A 24,045-nucleotide genomic window follows, 5' to 3' on the forward strand; every position below is an offset into this window, starting at 1 on the left:
TTAAGATGACACAAATACAACCATCTCAAATTAATACAGCATTAGAGTCTCTTGATCACTGGGAACAGCTCGGTATAGAAGAACGCGCTCGTTTACTTCGCTTATCTATCCAAAACCTGAAAAACAGACCGAGACATATGGCGGAATGGCAAATTAGTAATGCCTTATCCCAAATTTCAGAAGTCGTCTCTTTACCGGGGCCAACGGGTGAAAAAAATGAACTCTCAACGCAAGGAAGGGGAGTATTTCTATGTACCTCTCACCTAAAAGCGATAGACTCTAAGCACCAAGTCGCGCTAACTGGCCAAGTATATGCCGCATTAATTGCCGGCAATACCGTCATTGCGGCAGGTGATTTTGGTGACAATATATTAATGTTGATGGCTTCTACACTACCGGAGGGCACTATTCAGAGTGTTGATGAGTTAACAGAGGAGCTTATTATTGACTCACCTTTGATTGCAGGTGTTGCCGTAATAACCTCAACAGAAAAATCCATCGATCTTGCTCGTCGGTTAGCAAAAAAAGACGGCGTTATCTGCCAATTAGTAGAAGAAACGCATCCTGAAGACTTGCTCACTATTGCCAACCCTAATTATATTTTGCGTTTTGTTACAGAACGAACGGTGAGTATTAATACAACGGCGATTGGTGGTAATGCAACCTTGTTAGAATTAGGCGTTATGGAAGAGTAATTCCTTCCGTCTCAAACCACTCTTCTTTCTAAAGCATTTTATGGTCGCCACCTGAGGACTGTAAAATGCTTCCCCCTTCTCTTTTCTACTACAGATAAACAGCACACCCATCAACACCAATGATAACCAATTTCATTTGCATTTTTGTTATGATAATATTTACTGAATTATCCCGTTTTAGTTAGGAGAGTTCTGTGAAGAAACGTTTGCTTGCGTCACTAATTGGCTTACATATTGCGTTACCTGTGACCGCTATGGAGTACGACTTTAAGATCACATTAGCGGATTATCAGGGGAGCTCGAGCTCCTCCGTATCATATGGCGGCCAAATTGCTCGCCATGCTTTACATAATTCTTTAAAGCAATTAACAAAAAAAGCAGATGGCTCAAACAGTGAAGAAATTAAAGCGGAACTCTTAGCCTACTATGCAGGCAAAGGCGCGGATCGCAAGATCATAGATCCCGTCAGTAAACCAGAGTTCCCCATATTGCAAAACCAAGTTGATGCGTTAGCAAAAGATAAAGACTTAAAATCCAGTGCATACAAAGGAGTCATCACTGGGTGGCCTGGAAATTTATCAGGTGAAGAAGTTCTCACCGACATGATAGAGAAGGCGAGTAAGACGCATTCAGGCTTCGACCCCATCAATGGTTATGATTACACTCAGCTCATCTCTAAATTTGCCATGGGTGCGGTCTTCTACAACAAAGCCGTTAATCATTACTTAGATGAAAAACTGGAAGCTGACGTCTACCCAAATGATCAAGCCTACAAAAAAGGCGCGTCTTATACTGGTAGAGAACATGTCTGGGATGAAGCGTTTGGTTACTTTGGTGCCCCAATTCATTCTCTTAATTTAACACCCAAAGACATAGTACAAATTGTAAAACTTAATCCTGCTTATCTTGCTAAAGCCGACTTTAACCAAGATGGAAAAGTCGATTTAGTAACAGAAATGGCTTATGCTCACGCTTATTACGCCGCCTCGATAGACAGCTCAAGCGATACAGAATATTTCCATACCATAGTAAAAGCATTCTATGATGGTCGAGCATTAATTCAGAGTGCCGAAGGTAAGAAACTCACGTCATCGCAATTAAAGACATTACACGCTTACGCTAAAACCATTAAAGGCGCTTGGCAGCAAGTCATCGCAGAAAGTGCCTTTAAATACGCAGGTCAAGTCTACAAAGACTTAGAAAACATCGAACTGTTAAATGAAAATGGTGGTGATGTGAAAAAAGTTTTTCGCGACTACATTAAACATTGGGGTGAAATGAAAGGTTTTGTGTTGTCGTTAAGCGCAGCAGGTCAAGAACTGGGCGCGACACAAGTTCAATTAGACAGGCTAATTGGGTTCAGTCCCGTACTATTTGGTGGTTCACAGGTCATTGCGATGAATCAGCAAGGAGACTATGTTCAATCTGCTTCTATCAGTATGAAAGAATACCAACTTAATATGATCAAAGTACAAAACCTGTTAGGTAAAGCATTTTCTTTGACAGCACGCTTAAACGATAAATCATCAGGTATTACCACCGTATTAGAGCAACTTGATGCGGAAGCAAACAGTGCAGAAAATGACTAATACAATCGTTCAAGTCAATTGAATTCAGGCAGGAGCGGCCTCTTAAAAAAGGGGCCGTAGACATATTGGCGCTATTTTTTGATTGGTTTACACAGAACCTAAACGAGGCATTTAGTGAACTTCTTAACCCTAAGAAGCGAGTCTCCATACTCTACTTATTGTCTGCTGTAGTATTTGCTATCACTTGGTATGTCGGTAAATATGGCCGACAAGGTCTAAAACCTTCTGTGCAATGGCTATCGCCAAGTGTTTGGTGGCATGCCTCGTCACGGCAAGACTATGCTCTGTGGCTAATCAATAAATTCTTTTTTTCTCTACTCGCGCCAAAACTACTTTCTCAAGCCGCCATTGCTACTTGGATTTACTATCAAGGTTTAAGCGGGGTTATCTCCTTCCCTTCTATTGTGCTTGCAACCCATTGGGTAATCGCACTTTTTACCTTAAGCTTTTTTCTGCTCGATGATTTCTCGCGTTTTTTGATACATTGGCTAATGCATCGCTCTCCTCTGCTTTGGGCTTTTCATCAAGTCCATCATAGCGCAACAACGATGACGCCTTTTACGGTTTTTAGAACTCACCCCATAGAAGGGCTATTATTTTCATTAAGATCCGCCATTTCTCAAGGTATAGTGATTGGTCTCTTTGCGGCCACCTTCCCTCAGCAAATTTCATTGTTTACTGTCTATGGCGTATTGGTCAGCACCTATTTTTTTAACCTGCTAGGCGCAAACCTTCGCCATAGCACATTGCCTATTTCTTATGGGAAATCCATTGAATCTGTCTTTATTTCACCCGCTCAGCATCAATTGCATCACTCGTTAAATCCGATCCATTTTGATTGTAATTTCGGCGTTACGCTCGCTGTGTGGGATAGATTATTCGGGACCTTAAGATATGGCGACGATCATCAGGAAATACAGTTTGGCGTCGCAGGTAAAATTAGGAACGCCAAACTGGTTGGGCTGTATTGCTTGCCTTTCCAAATCGCTTGGCGTATTTTCATTCGAAAGCTAAAAACGACATTGAATTCGCTGTACAACACTTTAACTACGTCAAAGTAAAAACGACACCAACCCCTTATATGTTTCACCAGAGCCCTCTCTAAAAGAGACATTCTGTACCCTCGTGTACTTTCTACATTGGCAAAACAGAACAATACTTTATCCTTCAAGCTATCTTAAGTAAATTGAGCATGATGCTTATATTGAGCAAGCAGCACGATCCGTATTGCCGTTAAAGCGTCAATCTCATATAAGGAAACGTATTATGAAATACTCTTTACGTCCATCATTGATCGCACTATCAACCATGACACTCGGGGTAACAGGTTGTTCAAGCTTAATGTTGAATAACAGCTTTAGTGAAGTAGATGACATTCAAGTACTGGAACCAAGTGGCTCTATTGATCAGCGGGTCAGTTTGGATCAAGCTTGGGATAAAACAACAAAAGAAAACTTCTGGTTTACCAGCCAAGGATCTCAAATTATCCCCTACAGCTGGTTCACTTGGTTAGAAGTGGCGGACAGCGAAGACTTATTCCGCAGCAGTGAACACATGAGCTATTTAGGCTATCTCCCAGTTCAGCCCTCACAGAAAAACCCAGCAGGTCTACCTATTGGGTTCGCTATGAATACAGATAAGCAAGGTGATGCCTGGGTCGGCATGACCTGCGCGGCCTGCCATACGAACCAGTTAGACTATAAAGGAACCAAGTTTTTAATAGAAGGCGCTCCTACGCTCGCTAACTTTGTCCTGTTTTTCGATCGACTTACAGAAGCGATGAATGCAACCAATAGTAATGATGAAAAATTCACTCGCTTTGCAAAAAATGTCTTGGCAGATGATTATTCAATTCAACATGCCATGCAGCTGCGTCAAAGCTTTACTAACATGGCAATTCAAATAGCGCAGCGCCAACACGTTAATGCCCTACCAAAGAGCTACCCAGAGAGCTTTACTAGCTACGCAAGGCTTGATGCTTTTGGTAATATCCAAAATCAGGGTACGGCCTTTGCTCTGCATGATTTAAGTAATAAAAACATTCCAAATGCTCCCGTTTCTTATCCTTTCTTATGGGGAACACATCAATCAGACGTTGTGCAATGGAATGCCTCGGCACCAAACACTCCAGTTGTTGGCCCTTTGTCTCGGAATATCGGGGAAGTTGTCGGTGTATTTGGCGGCTTATCTATTGATAAAGCACCGTGGTGGAAAAGGCTTATTGGCATCAAGACATCCTATTCGTCCAGTGTGGATATGATCGGATTAGGCCAATTAGAAACATCCGTCAAAGCATTACGCTCACCTCAATGGCCGCAGAATTACCTTCCCCCGATTAATACTCAAAAAGCCGCTGCAGGCAGCATTCTTTATCAAGCACAATGTTCTGGTTGTCATCAGGTCATGACCAGAGAGCAAGAAAAAGACCTGTATATTGCGGTAAAAACACCGGTTGGAGAGATAGGGACAGACCCTATCACCGCCTGGAATGCCGAATTTCATGAAGCTAAGACTTTGATCCTAGAAGGTCAAAAGCAATTAATTCTAGCTGGAGATAAATTTGAAGCTGAGGCCGATGCCATTAGTATCCCTGTAAATGGTGTTGTTGGATTAATTTTAAAAGAACCTAAAACAGCACTAAAAGCCGGCTTAATGCCTCTTGGTAGTGATTCTAAAGAGCGTAGGAAATCACTGAAAGAGTACGCAAAAATGCACGCTCAAGCCAGGGATGCTATACAGCAACCGGTTGATGATAATGCACCTTATATGAAAAACGGTGAACTTAACCTAGATGGGCTCGTTTATAAGGCTCGTCCGTTAAATGGTATTTGGGCAACCGCGCCTTATATGCATAACGGCTCCATTGCTAACCTATGGGAAACATTACAAAAACCGGAAGATAGACAAACCTCTTTCTGGGTAGGTAATCGCAATTTTGACCCGCAAGTGGTCGGTTACGTTAACCAACAAGCCGAACCAATCGGAAACTACCCCAGCCCATCCAGCAAATTTAATGTCTTAGATTCAAAAGGCAATATTGCAATGGGTAACTCAAATCTTGGTCATAACTATGGTACAGATCTAACAGATGAAGAAAAATGGCAACTCGTGGAATACATGAAAACGCTTTAAACTCATGCATTCTTTTTGATTAATACCTTGTTAGAAATATAAAAAAACCCAAACTATTAGAGCTTGGGTTTTTTTATTAACACTAAAGAATTACCAGCGAAAATTAGTCACCATCACGAGCATTAATATAAGCACGCTCAGAGATAGAATGCCAAGCACTTACTTTTTCACGAAAATCTTTAAATGAGGCGTATACTTTTGCACTCATTTCATCCGAAGCAGCCAATTCCTCTAACGTTTCTTGAGACGACACTTTAAGTGCCTGTAAGACGTCCTTAGGGAATGGTCTTAGCTGTACATTATGCTCTTCCACCAATGTTTTTAAAGCGTCGTTATTTAATGCCGTAAATTCATCCAACATGTCTTGGGTTGCTTGTCGAGCGGCTGAACGGACAATCAATTGTAAATCTTTTGGTAAAGCGTCAAACGCCGTCTTATTTACCATCGATTCCATTGAAGAGCCTGGCTCATGCCAACCTGGGTAGTAGTAGTATTTAGCCGCTTTATACAAACCAAATGCTAGGTCATTATACGGGCCCACCCACTCAGTTGCATCAATTGTACCTGTTTGTAGCGCAGTAAAAATTTCACCGCCAGGCAAGTTAACTGGAATACCACCGGTTTTTTTAAGTACTTCGCCGCCTAGACCAGGCATGCGCATTTTTAAACCTTGAAAGTCGTCAACAGAATTGATCTCTTTATTGAACCAACCACCCATTTGAACACCCGTGTTGCCCGCAGTTAAAGGAATAAGGTTAAATGGTTCGTACACCTCTTCCCATAGCTTCATGCCACCGCCATGGTAAATCCATGAATTGATTTCTTGTGCCGTTAAACCAAATGGTACAGCTGTAAAGAATTGAGCGGCGGGCGCTTTACCTTTCCAATAATAAGCGGCACTGTGTCCCATTTCAGCGGTACCACGAGAAACCGCATCAAATACTTCTAATGGCGGAACCAATTCACCGGCCGCATACACTTTAACATTCAAGCGACCGCCTGACATTTCCGTAATGTTTTTCGCTAAGTTTTCGGCTCCCGTTCCCAAACCAGGAAAGTTTTTAGGCCAAGTGGTAACCATTTTCCAATTAATAATTTCGGCTTTTTTTTCTACCTGTGCAGTGGCTTTTTCTTCAGATCCTCCGCATGCGACCAAAGTCGCTGCCGTCAAACCGACTAAAGCCAGTTTGCTCCATGTTGTTATTTTATTCATTCGTTATACCTCAGGAAGCTGTTACATTATTTTTATAATACTCAGCGAATAAGAAAAACATACAGGCCGTCATTTGGTAAAAATCAAATAAAGATCTGAAAACCACCCAATAAGGCCATTACTTCTTATACATAAGTACCCTAGATAGTATGAATTGCCGGCGCTTCTCTCAAGACCTTTTTTAGCTTTTCTGCTTGTTTCTTTCTATTTATTCATTAGGCATATCTTAAAAGCAGAAAAGCCCCTCCACACAAGTGGAGAGGCTTAACCAGTAAACGAATCTAACTGGTTATTTATTGGGTGGTGAAGCTACTCGCCAGATCGAGCATTAATGTATGCACGCTCAGAAATGTCATGCCACTCACTAACAGAGTCTAAAAACGTTTTGAATGAATCGTATACTCTTTGACTATCGGCGTCATTCGCCGCCATTTCTGCCAGAGTTTCATCCGATGCCTTTTTTAGCGCCGCTAGCAAGTCATTCGGGAACGCTTTCAAAATCACATTATGCTCGTTGACTAAGGTTTTTAAGGCTGAATTATTACTCGCCGTAAATTCATTGAGCATATCTTGGTTTGCCTGCTGTACAGCCGCACGCACTATATACTGTAAATCTTCAGGCAGAGCATTAAAGGCCTCTTTATTAAACAATGCTTCAATTGCAGAGCCTGGCTCCTGCCAACCAGGGTAATAATAATATTTAGCCGCTTTATATAAACCAAATGCTAAGTCGTTATAAGGCCCAACCCACTCAGTTGCATCAATTGTTCCTGTTTGCAGAGCTGTAAAGATTTCGCTTCCAGGTAAATTGATCGGTGTGGCGCCCACTTTTTTCAGAACTTCTCCACCAATACCCGGCATACGCATTTTCAAGCCTTTAAAGTCCTCTAAAGAGTTAATTTCTTTATTAAACCATCCCCCCATTTGTACACCAGGATTTCCAGCAGGCATTGGAACCAAATTGAATGGAGCATAAATTTCTTCCCATAATTGCAAACCGCCGCCATAGTAAATCCAAGAGTTAAACTCTTGCGATGTTAGGCCAAATGGGACCGTTGTGAAAAACTGCGCCGCGGGCACCTTACCTTTCCAATAATACGACGCTCCATGGCCCATTTCTGCGGTTCCGCGAGATACGGCATCGAAAACTTCTAAAGGGGGAACCAGCTCACCAGCCGCATACACTTTTACATTCAATCGACCGCCAGACATAATAGTAATGTTTTGCGCAAGCGTTTCCGCCCCCGTCCCCAGCCCTGGGAAGTTTTTCGGCCAGGTTGTCACCATTTTCCAATTAATGATTTCTGCCTTTGGTTGGATTGTTTCCTCTACTTTCTCTGATCCACCGCAGGCGACCAAAGACATTGCTAACAAACCAGCCACGGCTAATTTGATCCATAAAATTAGGTTTCGCATTTTTTTCCCTCAGGAAGTTAGTTATTCGATTAGTTAGAGTCTGTCAGTGAAATGGAAAGCGATGAAGTACATCGCAAAACATAGAAATTGATCTGATATTGAAAGCACTACAGAGTACGTTCAATAGCCTATTTTTATTGTAGGATCGGACAGAGATTCACTCGCTTTGATAAAAGAACATCAAAAGAGCGCAAGATAATAAGAAGTTCAGGCTCTTAGCTCAACCACTTTTTAATCGCCATAAAACATTATCCTGTAAATGAGCAACAACTATTGTCTTTCTAAAGCGCCTAAACAGAAACCGTATATTCCCAATTTAGGCGCTGACCTTCTATTGAGGACTGTTCAGCCAAGCATAAACCATAAATTAACTGACAAGCTTGCACCATGGATACAGGTGACTCACTCTGACCAAGAATAGCGCGTCTTAGCTGAGCATAAAATTGACCATAATCTCCCGCGCTCGTATTCTCAGAAATGCTTTCAATAGAATTCTGATTAGGAGCCACATAGCGAGTAATCGTTTGCTGACCACCTAATGATGGAAAATCTACATTGAACGGCATTTGGCCTGCTCGCAACGCATCTTCTTGAGGATCAAGCCCTATACATTGCCAACTCCCTTTAGTAAATCGGGCATTAAAACGACGCATTTCACCCGCTTCAAATGGGGTCGACCCCAGTCGAATACGTTTATCTTTATAACCTAATTCTAGCTCAAACCAATCCGCTGTCGTGCTTCCTTCACGCAAAGCATCAATACTCGCATGAAGCCAATTGGGAATACCAAATAAGCTAATTGCTTGATCGAGAATATGTGGGCCTAAATCCCAAAATATGCCCGTACCGACCCCAGGTTGTTCGCGCCAGCGAGATTGAGCCATCGGGCGAAAACGATCAAAGCGAGAATCCATATGCTTTAACTCACCCAACTCACCACTGTTTATCAGTGCTTTTAACCTTAAAAAATCTCCATCAAAACGACGATTTTGATAAACACAAAGCACTAAACCTTTTTGCTTAGCAAGAGAGCAAAGAGATTCAATTTCTATTACACTGGTGACGGACGGTTTTTCTAAAAGAACGTGTTTACCTTGCTCCAATGCCTCTTTCGCTTGAGCAAAGTGACATTCGTTTGGAGTGGTAATCACAACTAAATCAACATCACTCGCTCTGAAAACCTCATTTACTTCGGTAACAACTCGGGTATTCGGTAAAATACCTTTCACCACGTCAGCTTTGCTCGAACAAACACACACCAATTCCATTTGCGGATCATTAAGAATAAAAGGCACATGAAATATTCGACCTGATAACCCAAAACCAATCAGGCCTACTCGAATAACCGACATAGTTCTCTCCTCTTTATTTTATGTTTATATAGGATACACATGAAAAAAATCAATGTAAGTATAATAGAGTATAACAATCACCGCTCAGGATAAGGAATTAGACCTTTTACAACATCTATTGCCATTTTTCTAAACCATTCTACGGCCGGGTCATGTTCCATGGTTCTTAACCAACACAAATAATAATTTGTATCAGGAAAATCTAAAGGTAACTCCTTCATGATCAATCCAAACTGCTCTTTAAAACGTTCTCCCAACAATCCACTCGTACTCAGTAACAAAGAGGTTTGACCAACTGTTTCAAGTGCCGATAAAAAATAAGGCGTACGGAATACAAAACGCCGTTCTTGAGCTCGTTCACCTAATAACATATCACTCATGATCCTCCCCGACCCTCCCATATTGACTAAAACATGAGCGCAAGATAAATAGTCTTCTAAGGTCAATCTAGGCTTATCTGCCAAAGGATGATTTTTTGACATAATACAACGAAACTTTTCTCGCCCTAATAACGCTTTGCGAAAACTATTCGGGACTTGAATGTATTCACTGCATAAAACGACATCAATTATTTGATCAGACTGACTCAGTAGACTTGTTTCGGTCATGGTAGAGGTTTCTAAAGAAGCAAAAGGTGCTTCGCGATAAAATCGCTCGGCAATGGCCGGTACATAAGCCTGTGCCTGATAATGCGTTGTTTTAAGCCGAAACGTTCTCTGACTAGTCTGAGGTAAGAAGTCAGAAGACTGCTCTAGAGCAGACATATGCTCCAGCATGTATTTTACCGGAGACTCTAACTCTAACGCTCTATAAGTGGGTTCCATGCCTACTGAAGTACGAATAAAAAGAGGGTCTCCAAACGCATCACGTAAGCGGTTTAATAACCGACTCATGGCAGATTGGCTTAAAGATAACCGCTCAGCCGCTCTACCTACATGCCTTTCTTCTAATAAATACAAAAGCCCTGTAAGCGATTTCAAATCAAGTTGCTGCAAAGCATTCGATATCATCCTATCAAAATCCTATTTTCGCATAATTGTTAGAACCATTATGCATTGGATTAATTATAAGAGGAACAGCATGATCGAACTTATTAACTTTTTAAGAGAGTACGTCATGACAGCGTCCCGAACCTTTTTTTTATATGGGCTTTTTTTTAGTAGCGTAGCCGTTCTCTTCTGGGGAATGCTTCCAATTGCATTAAAACTCTCTACCCATTTTTCTGATCCTATAACACTAACCTGGTTGCGTTTTTTTGTTGCTGCGTTTGTATTAGGGCTTTGGCAGTGGCACAGAGGGAAATTAGTACAATTTAAAGCGCTCACAAGAAAGGACTGGGGCTACCTACTTGCTGCAGGTAGTTTTTTAATTGTGAATTACACAACCTTCGTTTGGAGCCTTAGCTTCTTGCTACCTGGTTCAGCACAGTTAAGCTTCCAAACCGCACCGATTTTTTTAACACTTGGAGGCTTATTTTTTTTGAAAGAGAAAATAAACTGGCAACAATGCTTCTTTTTTGTATTCATAGTCGTCGGTATTTTAATTTTTTTTCATCCCGTTTTTCATCAAAACAATCAATCAAGTGTTTGGGTTGGCTTCATCATTGTTCAGTTATCTGCTGTGGCTTGGTCTATGTATGCGTTATTACAAAAATCGTTATTCAGTCGCTTAGATCCATCAAATATTTTATTCGCTATCTATATCTATGCTACTTTTGTTATGCTGCCATTTAGTGACCCTAGCCGCTTATTAACCATATCAACTCAAGACTCTATGATTGCGTTATTTTGCTGTATTAATACTCTTATCGCTTATGGCTCATTCGCTCAAGCCATGCGTTATTGGCAAACGGTTCAAGTAAGTGCATCTATAGCGCTCACCCCCATAGCCTCTTACATTTTAACCGAGGTATGTGTTATAAATTTGTGGTGGAGCGATAGCATTTATTCATCCCATGCAGATTCTTTTAGCTTATTTGGTATGCTTCTCGTAATTGTAAGCGCTATCGCAATACAATTTATTAGCTCGTCTGTTCAACGCAAAAAAAAAGTACTACAAACTACCTAAAATGGTAACAGCCATATCGCCTTAAAAGCCAACCAAAGCTCAGCTCGGGATTCTATCTAGTAAGTGAGTTGTTTGAAATGTAGGTCGGCATTTATGCCGACAGCGAGGCGATCTTCTTGATGATTGTTGCGCTAAAGCACAACCTTTTCGCTTGATTTAACCTGACAAGGCGCACATTTTTCCGTCCTGTAGGTCACATTTATGCCGACAACGAGGCGATATCCTTGATGATTGTTGCGCTAAAGCACAACCGACTTTTCGCTTGATTTAACCTGACAAGACGCATATTTTGCCGTCCATATATGACCTACAGACGAAAAAAAGCCCTGACGGCGTGAGCCATCAGGGCTTTCTAATTGAAACTTGACGACGACCTACTCTCACATGGCGAATGCCACACTACCATTGGCGATGACGCTTTTCACTTCTGAGTTCGGGATGGGATCAGGTGGTTCAACGTCTCTATGATCGTCAAGCAAACCGGTTGCGTTCGTTCTGAGTGCCTGCGTTAAGCCCTTAGGCTTAATCCAGCTTCTTCACTCACAACACGCCAGTACGTGCTTGAATCTTTAACAATGCTTTTTTGAAATAGCGATAACCAAGTATCAAACCAGCCACATCATCGCTGATGCGCGTCGTAATCTGTGTCTCTATGATCTTTTCATGATGCGTTTGACCCTTCTCTTTTCGAGTTTTCTCAGTCTCTCTTTATCACTTAAAACCACTTTGGTGTTATATGGTCAAGCCTCACGAGCAATTAGTATTGGTTAGCTCAATGCCTCACAGCACTTACACACCCAACCTATCAACGTCGTAGTCTTCAACGGCTCTTTAGGGGACTTATGTCCCAGTGAGATCTCATCTTGAGGGAGGCTTCCCGCTTAGATGCTTTCAGCGGTTATCCCGTCCGAACATAGCTACCCGGCAATGCCACTGGCGTGACAACCGGAACACCAGAGGTTCGTCCACTCCGGTCCTCTCGTACTAGGAGCAGCTCCTCTCAAATCTCAAACGTCCACGGCAGATAGGGACCGAACTGTCTCACGACGTTCTAAACCCAGCTCGCGTACCACTTTAAATGGCGAACAGCCATACCCTTGGGACCGGCTTCAGCCCCAGGATGTGATGAGCCGACATCGAGGTGCCAAACACCGCCGTCGATGTGAACTCTTGGGCGGTATCAGCCTGTTATCCCCGGAGTACCTTTTATCCGTTGAGCGATGGCCCTTCCATACAGAACCACCGGATCACTAAGACCTACTTTCGTACCTGCTCGACGTGTCTGTCTCGCAGTTAAGCGCGCTTTTGCCTTTACACTCTTCGCATGATTTCCGACCATGCTGAGCACACCTTCGTGCTCCTCCGTTACTCTTTGGGAGGAGACCGCCCCAGTCAAACTACCCACCACACAGTGTCCTCGATCCCGATAAGGGACCTGAGTTAGAACCTCAAACATACCAGGGTGGTATTTCAAGTTTGGCTCCACTAGAACTGGCGTCCTAGTTTCAAAGCCTCCCACCTATCCTACACAAGTAGGTTCAAAGTTCACTGTGAAGCTATAGTAAAGGTTCACGGGGTCTTTCCGTCTAGCCGCGGATACACAGCATCTTCACTGCGATTTCAATTTCACTGAGTCTCGGGTGGAGACAGTGTGGCCATCGTTACGCCATTCGTGCAGGTCGGAACTTACCCGACAAGGAATTTCGCTACCTTAGGACCGTTATAGTTACGGCCGCCGTTTACTGGGGCTTCGATCAAGAGCTTCGCTTACGCTAACCCCATCAATTAACCTTCCAGCACCGGGCAGGCGTCACACCCTATACGTCCACTTTCGTGTTTGCAGAGTGCTGTGTTTTTAATAAACAGTCGCAGCCACCTGGTATCTTCGACCGATCAATGCTTACGGAGTAAATCCTTCACACTAACCGGCGCACCTTCTCCCGAAGTTACGGTGCCATTTTGCCTAGTTCCTTCACCCGAGTTCTCTCAAGCGCCTTGGTATTCTCTACCTGACCACCTGTGTCGGTTTGGGGTACGGTTCATGTATATCTGAAGCTTAGAAGTTTTTCCTGGAAGCATGGCATCAACTACTTCGTCCAAAAGAGGACTCGTCATCAGCTCTCGGTCTTAAGAAGGCCCGGATTTACCTAAGCCTTCAACCTACTACCTTAAACACGGACAACCATCGCCGTGCTAGCCTAGCCTTCTCCGTCTCTCCATCGCAATATACATAAGTACAGGAATATTAACCTGTTTCCCATCGACTACGCATTTCTGCCTCGCCTTAGGGGCCGACTCACCCTGCCCTGATTAGCATGGGACAGGAAACCTTGGTCTTCCGGCGGGGGAGTTTTTCACTCCCCTTATCGTTACTCATGTCAACATTCGCACTTCTGATACCTCCAGCCTGCCTTACAGCTTGACCTTCAACGGCTTACAGAACGCTCCTCTACCATGCAAGATAAATCTTGCATCCGTAGCTTCGGTGTACAGTTTTAGCCCCGTTATATCTTCCGCGCAGGCCGACTCGACTAGTGAGCTATTACGCTTTCTTTAAAGGATGGCTGCTTCTAAGCCAACCTCCTAGCTGTCTAAGCCTTCCCACATCGTTTCCCACTTAACTGTAACTTTGGGACCTTAGCTGACGGTCTGGGTTGTTTCCCTTTCCACGACGGACGTTAGCACCCGCCGTGTGTCTCCCGTAATTGCACTCATCGGTATTCGGAGTTTGCATGGGGTTGGTAAGTCGGGATGACCCCCTAGCCCAAACAGTGCTCTACCCCCAATGGTGAGATACGAGGCGCTACCTAAATAGCTTTCGAGGAGAACCAGCTATCTCCGAGCTTGATTAGCCTTTCACTCCTATCCACAAGTCATCCCCGGACTTTTCAACGTACGTGGGTTCGGTCCTCCAGTTAGTGTTACCCAACCTTCAACCTGCTCATGGATAGATCGCCCGGTTTCGGGTCTATTCCCAGCAACTAAACGCCCTATTAAGACTCGGTTTCCCTACGGCTCCCCTAAATGGTTAACCTTGCTACTGAAAATAAGTCGTTGACCCATTATACAAAAGGTACGCAGTCACGGAACTAAGTCCGCTCCCACTGCTTGTACGTACACGGTTTCAGGTTCTATTTCACTCCCCTCGCCGGGGTTCTTTTCGCCTTTCCCTCACGGTACTGGTACACTATCGGTCAGTCAGGAGTATTTAGCCTTGGAGGATGGTCCCCCCATATTCAGACAGGATACCACGTGTCCCGTCCTACTCGATTTCATTGATAAGGCGTTTTCGTATACGAGGCTTTCACTCTCTACGGCCAAGCTTTCCAGCTTGTTCTACTAACACCAAATCAACTTAAGGGCTAATCCCCTTTCGCTCGCCGCTACTTAGGGAATCTCGGTTGATTTCTTTTCCTTCGGGTACTTAGATGTTTCAGTTCCCCGAGTTCGCCTCATTAACCTATGTATTCAGTTAATGATACCCGCAAGCGGGTGGGTTTCCCCATTCGGAAATGTTCGGATCAAAGTTTGTTTATCAACTCCCCGAACCTTATCGCAGATTACCACGTCCTTCATCGCCTCTGACTGCCAAGGCATCCACCGTGCACGCTTGGTCACTTGACCATATAACCCAAAGTAGTTTTTTGATACCTAACGCTTCTTAAAGAAGAGCCAGTATCAAAACAACACTCAGATCACATACCAACGATGCTTTTGTGTCATCACTGGATTTTACGATTTTAGAAAGTCATCCAGGTTATTCTCAATAAAGAGAAAGATGCTTTCCACCGGTTTGACGCTTGATTATCGTCTATTTCAAAAAGTTACATTGTTAAAGAGCAAGTTTAGTGCAAAGCACTAAGTCAGACATTTATGAATAAGACAAACAATATGATGACAGGTCATCACACAATCACTTTCATCAACACCTTGCTTAGAACTCTATCCTAGTACAATTGCCGCTATAAAGTAGTCATCAGATAATTTGTGTGAACGCTCACCAGAGCTTCGTATCGTTTAAGGAGGTGATCCAGCCCCAGGTTCCCCTAGGGCTACCTTGTTACGACTTCACCCCAGTCATTGACCACTCCGTGGTAACCGCCCTCCTCGAAAGGTTAAGCTAGCTACTTCTGGAGCAATCAACTCCCATGGTGTGACGGGCGGTGTGTACAAGGCCCGGGAACGTATTCACCGTGACATTCTGATTCACGATTACTAGCGATTCCGACTTCATGGAGTCGAGTTGCAGACTCCAATCCGGACTACGACGCACTTTGTGGGATTCGCTTACTTTCGCAAGTTCGCCGCCCTCTGTATGCGCCATTGTAGCACGTGTGTAGCCCTACTCGTAAGGGCCATGATGACTTGACGTCGTCCCCACCTTCCTCCGGTTTGTCACCGGCAGTCTCCTTAAAGTTCCCACCCGAAGTGCTGGCAAATAAGGATAAGGGTTGCGCTCGTTACGGGACTTAACCCAACATTTCACAACACGAGCTGACGACAGCCATGCAGCACCTGTCTCAGAGTTCCCGAAGGCACTAAGCTATCTCTAGCGAATTCTCTGGATGTCAAGAGTAGGTAAGGTTCTTCGCGTTGCGTCGAATTAAACCACATGCTCCACCGCTTGTGCGGGCCCCCGTCAATTCATTTGAGTTTTAACCTTGCGGCCGTACTCCCCAGGCGGTCTACTTATTGCGTTAGCTTCGCCACTAAGTCATTACAACCCAACGGCTAGTAGACATCGTTTACGGCGTGGACTACCAGGGTATCTAATCCTGTTTGCTCCCCACGCTTTCGCACCTCAGTGTCAGTATCAATCCAGAGTGTCGCCTTCGCCACTGATGTTCCTTCCTATATCTACGCATTTCACCGCTACACAGGAAATTCCACACTCCTCTATCGTACTCTAGCCTGCCAGTATCGGGTGCCATTCCAAGGTTGAGCCCTGGGCTTTCACATCCGACTTAACAAACCACCTACGCGCGCTTTACGCCCAGTAATTCCGATTAACGCTTGCACCCTCTGTATTACCGCGGCTGCTGGCACAGAGTTAGCCGGTGCTTCTTCTGAGGGTAACGTCACAGCTATTGAGTATTAATCAATAACCTTTCCTCCCCTCTGAAAGTGCTTTACAACCCTAAGGCCTTCTTCACACACGCGGCATGGCTGGATCAGGCTTGCGCCCATTGTCCAATATTCCCCACTGCTGCCTCCCGTAGGAGTCTGGGCCGTGTCTCAGTCCCAGTGTGGCTGGTCATCCTCTCAGACCAGCTAGAGATCGTCGCCTTGGTGAGCCTTTACCTCACCAACAAGCTAATCTCACGCAGGCTCATCTAATAGCGAAAGGTCCGAAGATCCCCTCCTTTCCCCGTAGGGCTTATGCGGTATTAGCATGCGTTTCCACATGTTGTCCCCCACTACTAGGCAGATTCCTACGCGTTACTCACCCGTCCGCCGCTCGACGCCTGTAGCAAGCTACATCGTTTCCGCTCGACTTGCATGTGTTAAGCCTGCCGCCAGCGTTCAATCTGAGCCATGATCAAACTCTTCAGTTTAAGATCTTGTGCTGATAAATCAGCTTGCTTACTCAAATTTAACTCTAACTAAACTTAAATGTTTGTTTGATAAATCAAACAAACAAGAACGAATTGAAAGTGTTTGGACTCTCGTAAGACTTCAAATTTTTTCGAAGTCTCCAGCGAGCGCCCACACAAATTATCTGATTAACTATTTTAAAGAGCGTGCTGACTAAAGTAAGACAAGAAGAACACAGTATTTTGTTTCTTCTTGCTGGGCAGTCACTCGTTGTTCTGAGTGGTTGTCCGTGTCAGCGAGGGCGTATATTAAGGATCTACAGATTTAGTGCAACCCTTTTTTGGAATTTATTATAAAAAAAGGCAATTAAAGTGATCCAAGCAGGAAATCGTTCGTTTTCCACACAAAACCCATTGAGATCAGTACAATAAACATACAGAAACCAGCGAAACCACCTCAGCTCGCAAACAACAGACACAAAAAAGACGCCGAAGCGTCTTTTAACATCATTCAAGTCACAACACTTATAAAGCATGAGCCATTTTGGCCGCTGACACAATCTGCTTGCTTAATGACTGGCTTAGTAATGTTTTTATTCTCGATTGGTGCCAGAAAAGCGCAATGGCGACAGGTTTATCAGGTGTAAGAAGAACCAGTTCACCTGAGTCTAACATTTGCTGAACTTGCATTTTAGGAGCCATACCAAACCCCATGCCCAATTTTATCCATTCAATATAAGCCTCCGAAGATGGAATAAAGTGTTGTAACTGTTGGCTAGCATCAATGTCAAAATATTGTTGAAGATACAAAGATTGAAGCCGGTCTTTTTGATTAAAAACAACGGCTGGCGCTTTTTTAAAACGTTCTTTATTTATACCTTTAGAGAAATACTCTTTTTTAAAACTAGGGCTAACCACACAATGATAATGAACGACACCTAAAGATTCACTTACACACCCTTGAGAAGCTTGTTCTATAGAGCTAATACAACCAAGCACTTCACCTGTCTTAAGCAATTCATGTGTTTGATCTTGATCGTCGACTTTAAGATCTAATAGCACTTTATTCTCGGTGCACCAAGGCGCTAGGGTACCTAACAACCAAGTGGCCAATGTATCCGAGTTTGTTGCGATCGAAATTTTCAGCCAATCTAATTGTTGTTTTGGTGCAATTTCTCGAATCAACTCTCGTTCTATTTGCCCTAGGCTATGTGAGTACTTCAGAAGCGCATGCCCTGCTGCTGTTGCCTTTATTTGCGGGGACCGTATAACCAATGCTTTGCCAATGCTTTCCTCAAGATGCTTTAACCGTTGCGATACAGCGGATTGAGTAATGCATAATTGATTAGCAGCACGTTCAAAACTACTGTTTTCGATAACGGCTATAAAAGCAGATAATCCTTTAAAATCAATCATACGTTTACCTTTAATTAATTTTTCTAATGGAAGCTAAGAATCTTTAATTTTACTTATATATAACTTATCAGCATAGTGCACTTTCATTTAATGATACAGGGGATTGCAATGTGGGTTTTTCCGTTAGTAAAAGGCATGGCTATGGGTGGCAGCTTAATTATAGCCATTGGCTCGCAAAATGTGTTTGTCTTGAGTAACGCCATAAGAGGACAGCATGCTTTAGTGATTGGGACTCTTTGTATTCTGATCGACATCGTCCTAACCTTCAGCGGCGTATTAGGGTTAGGGGCGCTCATAAAAGAAACACCAATGCTGATCGATATCGCCAGTTACTTTGGCGCTGGATTTCTCGCTATCTATGGGGTCTTAGCTTTTCGTAGGGTTCTTTCTCCTCAGGGTTTAACCGTCAGTAAAGCAAAAAGAATGACCTTGTTAACGGCCATTACTACCACTCTCGCCATCAGCTTGTTAAACCCTCATGTCTATCTGGACACAGTGGTATTGCTTGGAAGTATTGGAGGTCAATTACCCGACCAGCAACCAATGTGGTTTGCATTGGGGGTCAGTATTTCTTCTATCATCTGGTTTTTAACGTTAGTGATCGGAGGCAAAGCCTTAGCACCTTGGTTTAAAAGCGATAAAAGCTGGCAAAAGCTCGATTTTATAACGGGTTGTACCATGTGGTTAATAGCAGGCACGTTATTGTACTCGGTATTATGAGAAAGCAATAAAATGCCTGAGGCAGAGCCTTTTTATTTTCACTTTGAATGCAACACTAATAAGTAGAGTTAGGAGAAATATCTGAGTTTATTTCTCCATCAACCTCATCAGGATCAATACCATTAATCAATAACGCCTCTCTTACCGTTTCTACATGCTTAAGAACCCATTGATACCTATCCCCATAATCATATTTATTCACTTCAATCGCTTTTGGCATATAAGTAAATGCGATTTTTAGTGCTTCTAGTGTGGCTTTTTTGTCTTCTTCTATCATAAGAATGCCTCGTTCTATACTAAGTATTTGATTTAGAAAGAGACTCTTTAGAAACCTGTAATAACGGTAACGCCCGGAGGGTTAACTCTATCTATATTAACAAGAGCCTCAATAGACTCTTCTAGAGTAATCGTACGCCCAAGCAGTCTCTCAGGACTTAATTTACCTGATTTGATCATCGCAAGCATAGCGTCATAGCGGAATGCTTGCATCCCATGACTGCCTATAATCTCTAATTCATGAGCAATGACTAAATTCATCGGAATGGCAGGTGTCGCTTGATTAGCAACAAGTAAACCAACTTGAATATGTTTACCTAACTTTTTTAAACTTTTAATAGAATTAACACAGGTTGTAGGGTGCCCTAATGCATCAAGAGAAACATGCACTCCACCACACGTTATTTCTTTAATGGCTTCAGCCACATCCGCTACTTTGGTTGCATTTATAGTGACATAAGCACCTAAAGACTTCGCCAAAGCCAATTTATCATCAGTCACATCGATAGCAATGACATTGGCCCCAATGCTGTTTGCAATCATAATCGCCGATAGGCCAACACCACCACACCCATGAACAGCAACCCATTGCCCAGCACTCACCTTACCTTGATCAACCACGGCTCTAAACGAGGTTACAAACCGACATCCAAGGCTTGCCGCTGTGGTAAAATCCATGGTTTCAGGTAAGTTTACTAAATTTACATCCGCGTGGTGAATCGCTACGTATTCAGCAAATGACCCCCAGTGCGTAAAGCCTGGCTGCGTTTGGTTACCGCAAACTTGATGGTTCCCTCCATGGCATTCTGGACAAGATCCACAACCACTAACAAAGGGTACGGTGACTCGATCCCCTATTTTAAAGCGCCTAACATCTTTGCCTACCGCTTCAATAATGCCTGCAAACTCATGGCCCGGCACATGAGGCAACTCAATATCAGGATCGTGCCCCATCCATCCATGCCAATCGCTGCGACAAACACCTGTTGCAGCGACCTTAATCACCACCCCATGATTTTCAGGTGCGGGGTCTTCTACATTCATAATTTTTGGAATTGAGGAAAAATTCTCATAAACAACTGCTTTCATAATTTGCTCCTTTAAGAGAGAGATACATTGAGTCATGTAGACTACTTAATGAGACAGAAATTACCTTGCTCTTTTCCTTGAATAACACAAAGACTAAGGAATACTATTTCATATAAATAATCAATTAGAGAAGATTCTTTCAATGGAAGCATTAGATAAGACAGACATTAATATTATTAGACGTATGCAGCAAGATGGAAAATTGACTAATGCAAAGTTAGCCAGTGAATTGTCATTAAGCGAAACACCTTGCTGGCGGCGACTTAAACGACTTGAAGAAGAAGGCATTATAACCGACTATCAAGCCAACCTTGACCGCCGTAGATTGGGCTTTGGTGTGATGGCGTTTGTACAGCTTACTTGCTATCAGCACGATGCCGAAACAACAAAAACCTTTGAAGAAATGATACAGCATTATGACAACGTTTTATCTTGTCACAACACAACGGGGGCTGCAGATTTCCTATTACAAGTTGTCGCAAAAGACCTAGACGACTACAGTCGATTTGTGGACCAGGAGCTCAGGAAGTTACCTGGAGTATCTGCCATTGTATCGAATATTTCATTAAGAGAACTGAAAGCATCAACGCGTTTGCCAATATAAACAACAATGAGCTTAGGTAAAAAAACAAGTCAGCCTATTATTTGATAACATCGTAATGTATTGATAATAGTAAGAGATTGAAATGAGCAATAATTTCTGTCTAACAATACCGCATAAAGAATAAACCACCACGTTTAAAAAAGGACTGATTCAGATGAACGACACGACTCAACCATTATCATTAGCCGAGCTATATCTTGATGAAATGCTGGCGGCCGAAAAAGCAAACGATTACGACGCGTGGATGCAACGCTTTGAAAAAGGCCATAATAACGGCCCAAGCAAAGAAGGGTTCCATAAAGACATACAAACTATGCAACAAGAGCTAGGCGCTTACCAAAGCCGAGAGTATTTTGGCTCAATCAAGATGTCTAATGAAAATAAATACCCGAATGGTCTAAGGTTTATTTGGAAAGGCATTTTTGAAAAGAAAGAAATATTAATCGTCGTTGGCACCCACAAAAAAAACGATGTCTGGTATGTAAATCATAATGTCTACAGCGGGTAAACAGGAATGACATGCAATGAAGAAATGTTAAGAAAAACTTGAAAACAAAAACTCAGTGTCTTTTATGCTTTTGATAACCTTGTAACGCGAGCAAAAAAGACACTATCATTTTTAGGTGTCACACTAAATGAGTATCACTATGAAGTAAAAGTCACAAAACCTCTAGTTTGGCAAACGCCAACACTAACCATTTCGTACCTTCATCATCAAAATTCACCTGCACTCGGGTTTGTGGGCCTTGTCCTTCACTGTTAATCACCAATCCCTCACCAAAAACAGGATGGTTCACTCTATCGCCCATACTGATGTCAATTACAGGCTTTTGCATACCGCTTAGTACAGAAGAACTTGTAGGGCGATTCACCGTAGGACGTTGCATGGATACAGGTCGGCTGACTTGAGAGCGTAAACGCACTTCTTCAATGCAACTGGTCGGAATTTCACTGATAAAACGAGATGGGCTATTAAAAGACTCACTGCCGTATAAACGACGGGATTCAGCGTAGGTAATATACAGTTTTTCCATCGCTCGGGTGATGCCAACGTAACAAAGTCGTCTTTCTTCCTCTAAACGACCTGGTTCTTCAAAGGACATTTTACTAGGGAACAGATTCTCTTCTACACCGGTTAAAAAGACCAGCTGAAACTCTAGGCCCTTCGCAGCATGTAAGGTCATAAGCTGGATAGAGTCTTGGTATTCATCCGCTTGAGCTTCACCCGCATCGAGCACGGCTTTGTCCAAAAAAGCCATGAGAGGAGAGCTAAATTCTTCATCATCAGCGCTCCAACTAAAGCTACTGGCAGCGCCTACCAGTTCTTTTAAGTTTTCAACACGCGCTTCGCCCTTTTCACCTTTTTCTTTTTCATGGAACGGAATTAAGCCCGCTTCCTGAATCAGTTGCTCGAAGACATCTCCTAAGCCAAGTTCTGGTTGTTGAATACAAGATGACATACCTTCAATTAACGCCAAAAAGCCCTTAATCGCATTACTGGCTCTGGCCGGTAATAACCCTTGTTGGACAACCACTTGTGCCGCTTTCCACATGGAATACCCTTGATCACGAGCCAATTCTCTCAAGGTACCGATACTGCGCTCACCGATCCCTCTAGGCGGTACATTAATGACTCTCTCCATCGCTCCATCGTCATTTGGGTCTATGGCCAATCGAGCGTAGGCTAATGCATTTTTAATTTCAAGTCGGTCATAAAATCTATGCCCGCCATAAATTCTATAAGGTACCTGTTCCCTAACTAAGCACTCCTCTAAAATACGAGATTGGGCATTAGAGCGATATAAAATCGCCATTTCACTCAGTTTAGAACCTTTATCCTGCCATTTTTTAATGATATCAGTAATAAAGCGTGCTTCATCCTGTTCATTAAACCCTGCATACAAAGAAATGGGTTCACCATCACCACTGTCAGTCCATAACTCTTTGCCTAAACGATCATCATTATTACTGATTAAGCCATTCGCCGCTTTTAGAATATGACCCGTTGAGCGGTAATTTTGTTCCAAGCGAATGGTGTTTACGTTAGCAAAATGTTTGGTGAAATTATGAATATTTTCAATTTTAGCCCCACGCCAACCATAAATGGATTGATCATCATCACCCACCGCCGTGATAGAGCCTTCTTCACCCACTAAAATACGTAACCATGCATATTGAATGCTGTTGGTATCTTGGAATTCGTCCACCAGCACATGCGCAAAACGCTCTCGATAATGTTTTAGTAATAGGGGGTTTCCAAACAAGAGTTCATGAGCCCTTAATAACAATTCTCCAAAGTCCAACAAGCCACCTTGCTCGCAAGATTCTTCATAATGATAATAAAGCTCTTTCATGCCTTTAGTAAAAGGGTCATGGCTGTCAGCCACGTGTGCGGCACGGCGACCCTCGTCTTTTTGAGCATTAATAAACCAGCAAACTTGCTTTGGTGGCCATCGAGTATCATCAATATTAAACGCCTTCATTATGCGTTTAATCAGACGTAGTTGGTCATCACTGTCCATTATTTGAAAGTTTTCTTTTAAACCCGCATCACGCCAATGGGAACGTAAAAGCCGATGAGCCAAACCGTGGAAGGTACCGACCCACATTCCTTGCGGTGGAACGCCTACAAGCTGCTCTATACGCGCTTGCATTTCTTTTGCGGCTTTATTCGTAAAGGTTACCGCCATTAAACTGTAAGGTGATAATTCATAAGCATGCATCAACCATGCGATACGATGAACCAGTACTCGGGTTTTACCACTGCCCGCTCCAGCTAAAATCAGGGTATTTTGTAACGGAGCTGCAACAGCGTCTCTCTGCTTGTCATTTAAATCATCTAAAATAAAAGAAACGTCCATTCATTGCCCACCGTATTTAAACTGTCATAAAAGTTACGTATAAAGATTATATTGCTTTAAAAAAACAGGTTGATTTTTGAT

16 protein-coding genes and 3 rRNA genes are annotated in these 24,045 nt (G+C 43.1%); 8 read left to right on the forward strand and 11 right to left on the reverse strand.

The window, feature by feature from the left end; translation table 11 throughout:
- The first annotated feature begins 5 nt into the window (after nt 1-5).
- From IEZ33_RS19585 to IEZ33_RS19600, 4 genes are all read left to right on the forward strand, one after another.
- Complete coding sequence (locus IEZ33_RS19585; RefSeq protein ID WP_191601656.1) at nt 6-695, forward strand: 1-pyrroline-5-carboxylate dehydrogenase; 690 nt, start codon at nt 6-8, stop codon at nt 693-695.
- Nucleotides 696-889: 194 nt separating this feature from the next.
- Nucleotides 890-2,284: a DUF4856 domain-containing protein gene (locus IEZ33_RS19590; protein WP_191601657.1), complete on the forward strand. Its 1,395-nt coding sequence runs from the start codon at nt 890-892 to the stop codon at nt 2,282-2,284.
- 65 nt (nt 2,285-2,349) lie between these two features.
- A complete protein-coding gene (locus IEZ33_RS19595; protein ID WP_191601658.1) occupies nt 2,350-3,345 on the forward strand; it encodes a sterol desaturase family protein in 996 nt (331 codons plus the stop codon).
- Between the two features lie 205 nt (nt 3,346-3,550).
- Nucleotides 3,551-5,416, forward strand: coding sequence for a di-heme-cytochrome C peroxidase (locus IEZ33_RS19600; protein WP_191601659.1), 1,866 nt, complete (start codon nt 3,551-3,553; stop codon nt 5,414-5,416).
- A gap of 103 nt (nt 5,417-5,519) precedes the next feature.
- Here IEZ33_RS19600 and IEZ33_RS19605 read toward each other — a convergent pair whose 3' ends face one another.
- The 4 genes from IEZ33_RS19605 to IEZ33_RS19620 form a co-directional block, all read right to left on the reverse strand.
- Nucleotides 5,520-6,629 carry a TRAP transporter substrate-binding protein gene (locus IEZ33_RS19605; protein ID WP_191601660.1) on the reverse strand — a complete coding sequence of 370 codons (1,110 nt, stop codon included), beginning with the start codon at nt 6,627-6,629 and terminating at the stop codon, nt 5,520-5,522.
- A gap of 309 nt (nt 6,630-6,938) precedes the next feature.
- Entirely contained in the window at nt 6,939-8,045 is a 1,107-nt protein-coding gene (locus IEZ33_RS19610) for a TRAP transporter substrate-binding protein (protein ID WP_191601661.1), read from the reverse strand.
- 290 nt (nt 8,046-8,335) lie between these two features.
- Nucleotides 8,336-9,397 carry a Gfo/Idh/MocA family oxidoreductase gene (locus IEZ33_RS19615; protein WP_191601662.1) on the reverse strand — a complete coding sequence of 354 codons (1,062 nt, stop codon included), beginning with the start codon at nt 9,395-9,397 and terminating at the stop codon, nt 8,336-8,338.
- 77 nt (nt 9,398-9,474) lie between these two features.
- A complete protein-coding gene (locus IEZ33_RS19620) occupies nt 9,475-10,407 on the reverse strand; it encodes a LysR family transcriptional regulator (RefSeq protein WP_191601663.1) in 933 nt (310 codons plus the stop codon).
- A gap of 70 nt (nt 10,408-10,477) precedes the next feature.
- Between IEZ33_RS19620 and IEZ33_RS19625 the strand changes: the two genes are divergently transcribed.
- Nucleotides 10,478-11,464, forward strand: coding sequence for a DMT family transporter (locus IEZ33_RS19625; protein WP_240009582.1), 987 nt, complete (start codon nt 10,478-10,480; stop codon nt 11,462-11,464).
- 361 nt (nt 11,465-11,825) lie between these two features.
- Here IEZ33_RS19625 and rrf read toward each other — a convergent pair.
- The 4 genes from rrf to IEZ33_RS19645 all read right to left on the reverse strand — a co-directional run bounded on the left by rrf (nt 11,826) and on the right by IEZ33_RS19645 (nt 18,414).
- Nucleotides 11,826-11,940, reverse strand: a 5S ribosomal RNA gene (gene rrf / locus IEZ33_RS19630).
- A 260-nt stretch (nt 11,941-12,200) separates the two neighbouring features.
- Nucleotides 12,201-15,088, reverse strand: a 23S ribosomal RNA gene (locus tag IEZ33_RS19635).
- Between the two features lie 394 nt (nt 15,089-15,482).
- A 16S ribosomal RNA gene (locus tag IEZ33_RS19640) occupies nt 15,483-17,019 on the reverse strand.
- The 16S, 23S and 5S rRNA genes sit together here, the layout of an rRNA operon.
- A 504-nt stretch (nt 17,020-17,523) precedes the next feature.
- Nucleotides 17,524-18,414 carry a LysR family transcriptional regulator ArgP gene (locus IEZ33_RS19645; protein ID WP_191601664.1) on the reverse strand — a complete coding sequence of 297 codons (891 nt, stop codon included), beginning with the start codon at nt 18,412-18,414 and terminating at the stop codon, nt 17,524-17,526.
- A 108-nt stretch (nt 18,415-18,522) separates the two neighbouring features.
- On the opposite strand from IEZ33_RS19645, the gene IEZ33_RS19650 reads away from it, so the two are divergent.
- A complete protein-coding gene (locus tag IEZ33_RS19650) occupies nt 18,523-19,134 on the forward strand; it encodes a LysE/ArgO family amino acid transporter (RefSeq protein ID WP_191601665.1) in 612 nt (203 codons plus the stop codon).
- Nucleotides 19,135-19,189: 55 nt separating this feature from the next.
- Here IEZ33_RS19650 and IEZ33_RS19655 read toward each other — a convergent pair whose 3' ends face one another.
- Nucleotides 19,190-19,411: a penicillin-binding protein gene (locus IEZ33_RS19655; RefSeq protein WP_191601666.1), complete on the reverse strand. Its 222-nt coding sequence runs from the start codon at nt 19,409-19,411 to the stop codon at nt 19,190-19,192.
- A gap of 47 nt (nt 19,412-19,458) precedes the next feature.
- Nucleotides 19,459-20,499, reverse strand: a complete 1,041-nt coding sequence (locus IEZ33_RS19660) for a zinc-dependent alcohol dehydrogenase family protein (protein ID WP_191601667.1) — start codon at nt 20,497-20,499, stop codon at nt 19,459-19,461.
- A gap of 142 nt (nt 20,500-20,641) precedes the next feature.
- Between IEZ33_RS19660 and IEZ33_RS19665 the strand changes: the two genes are divergently transcribed.
- The gene (locus IEZ33_RS19665) at nt 20,642-21,103 is read left to right on the forward strand and encodes an Lrp/AsnC family transcriptional regulator (RefSeq protein ID WP_191601668.1); all 462 of its coding nucleotides are present in this window, start codon (nt 20,642-20,644) and stop codon (nt 21,101-21,103) included.
- A gap of 154 nt (nt 21,104-21,257) precedes the next feature.
- Nucleotides 21,258-21,611 (forward strand): hypothetical protein, encoded by a 354-nt coding sequence (locus IEZ33_RS19670; protein WP_191601669.1) that lies wholly within the window; start codon nt 21,258-21,260, stop codon nt 21,609-21,611.
- A gap of 151 nt (nt 21,612-21,762) precedes the next feature.
- Here IEZ33_RS19670 and uvrD read toward each other — a convergent pair whose 3' ends face one another.
- Nucleotides 21,763-23,964, reverse strand: coding sequence for a DNA helicase II (gene uvrD / locus IEZ33_RS19675; RefSeq protein WP_191601670.1), 2,202 nt, complete (start codon nt 23,962-23,964; stop codon nt 21,763-21,765).
- Nucleotides 23,965-24,045 lie beyond the last annotated feature (81 nt).

This window comes from Marinomonas algicola, assembly GCF_014805825.1.
Taxonomy (GTDB): Bacteria; Pseudomonadota; Gammaproteobacteria; order Pseudomonadales; family Marinomonadaceae; genus Marinomonas; species Marinomonas algicola.

Coding starts and splice junctions, on each gene's coding strand:
- IEZ33_RS19585 (WP_191601656.1), top strand. CDS start 6: ATGACACAAATACAACCATCTCAAATTAATACAGCATTAGAGTCTCTT.
- IEZ33_RS19600 (WP_191601659.1), top strand. CDS start 3,551: ATGAAATACTCTTTACGTCCATCATTGATCGCACTATCAACCATGACA.
- IEZ33_RS19605 (WP_191601660.1), bottom strand. CDS start 6,629: ATGAATAAAATAACAACATGGAGCAAACTGGCTTTAGTCGGTTTGACG.
- IEZ33_RS19610 (WP_191601661.1), bottom strand. CDS start 8,045: ATGCGAAACCTAATTTTATGGATCAAATTAGCCGTGGCTGGTTTGTTA.
- IEZ33_RS19615 (WP_191601662.1), bottom strand. CDS start 9,397: ATGTCGGTTATTCGAGTAGGCCTGATTGGTTTTGGGTTATCAGGTCGA.
- IEZ33_RS19620 (WP_191601663.1), bottom strand. CDS start 10,407: ATGATATCGAATGCTTTGCAGCAACTTGATTTGAAATCGCTTACAGGG.
- IEZ33_RS19625 (WP_240009582.1), top strand. CDS start 10,478: ATGATCGAACTTATTAACTTTTTAAGAGAGTACGTCATGACAGCGTCC.
- IEZ33_RS19645 (WP_191601664.1), bottom strand. CDS start 18,414: ATGATTGATTTTAAAGGATTATCTGCTTTTATAGCCGTTATCGAAAAC.
- IEZ33_RS19650 (WP_191601665.1), top strand. CDS start 18,523: ATGTGGGTTTTTCCGTTAGTAAAAGGCATGGCTATGGGTGGCAGCTTA.
- IEZ33_RS19655 (WP_191601666.1), bottom strand. CDS start 19,411: ATGATAGAAGAAGACAAAAAAGCCACACTAGAAGCACTAAAAATCGCA.
- IEZ33_RS19660 (WP_191601667.1), bottom strand. CDS start 20,499: ATGAAAGCAGTTGTTTATGAGAATTTTTCCTCAATTCCAAAAATTATG.
- IEZ33_RS19665 (WP_191601668.1), top strand. CDS start 20,642: ATGGAAGCATTAGATAAGACAGACATTAATATTATTAGACGTATGCAG.
- IEZ33_RS19670 (WP_191601669.1), top strand. CDS start 21,258: ATGAACGACACGACTCAACCATTATCATTAGCCGAGCTATATCTTGAT.
- uvrD (WP_191601670.1), bottom strand. CDS start 23,964: ATGGACGTTTCTTTTATTTTAGATGATTTAAATGACAAGCAGAGAGAC.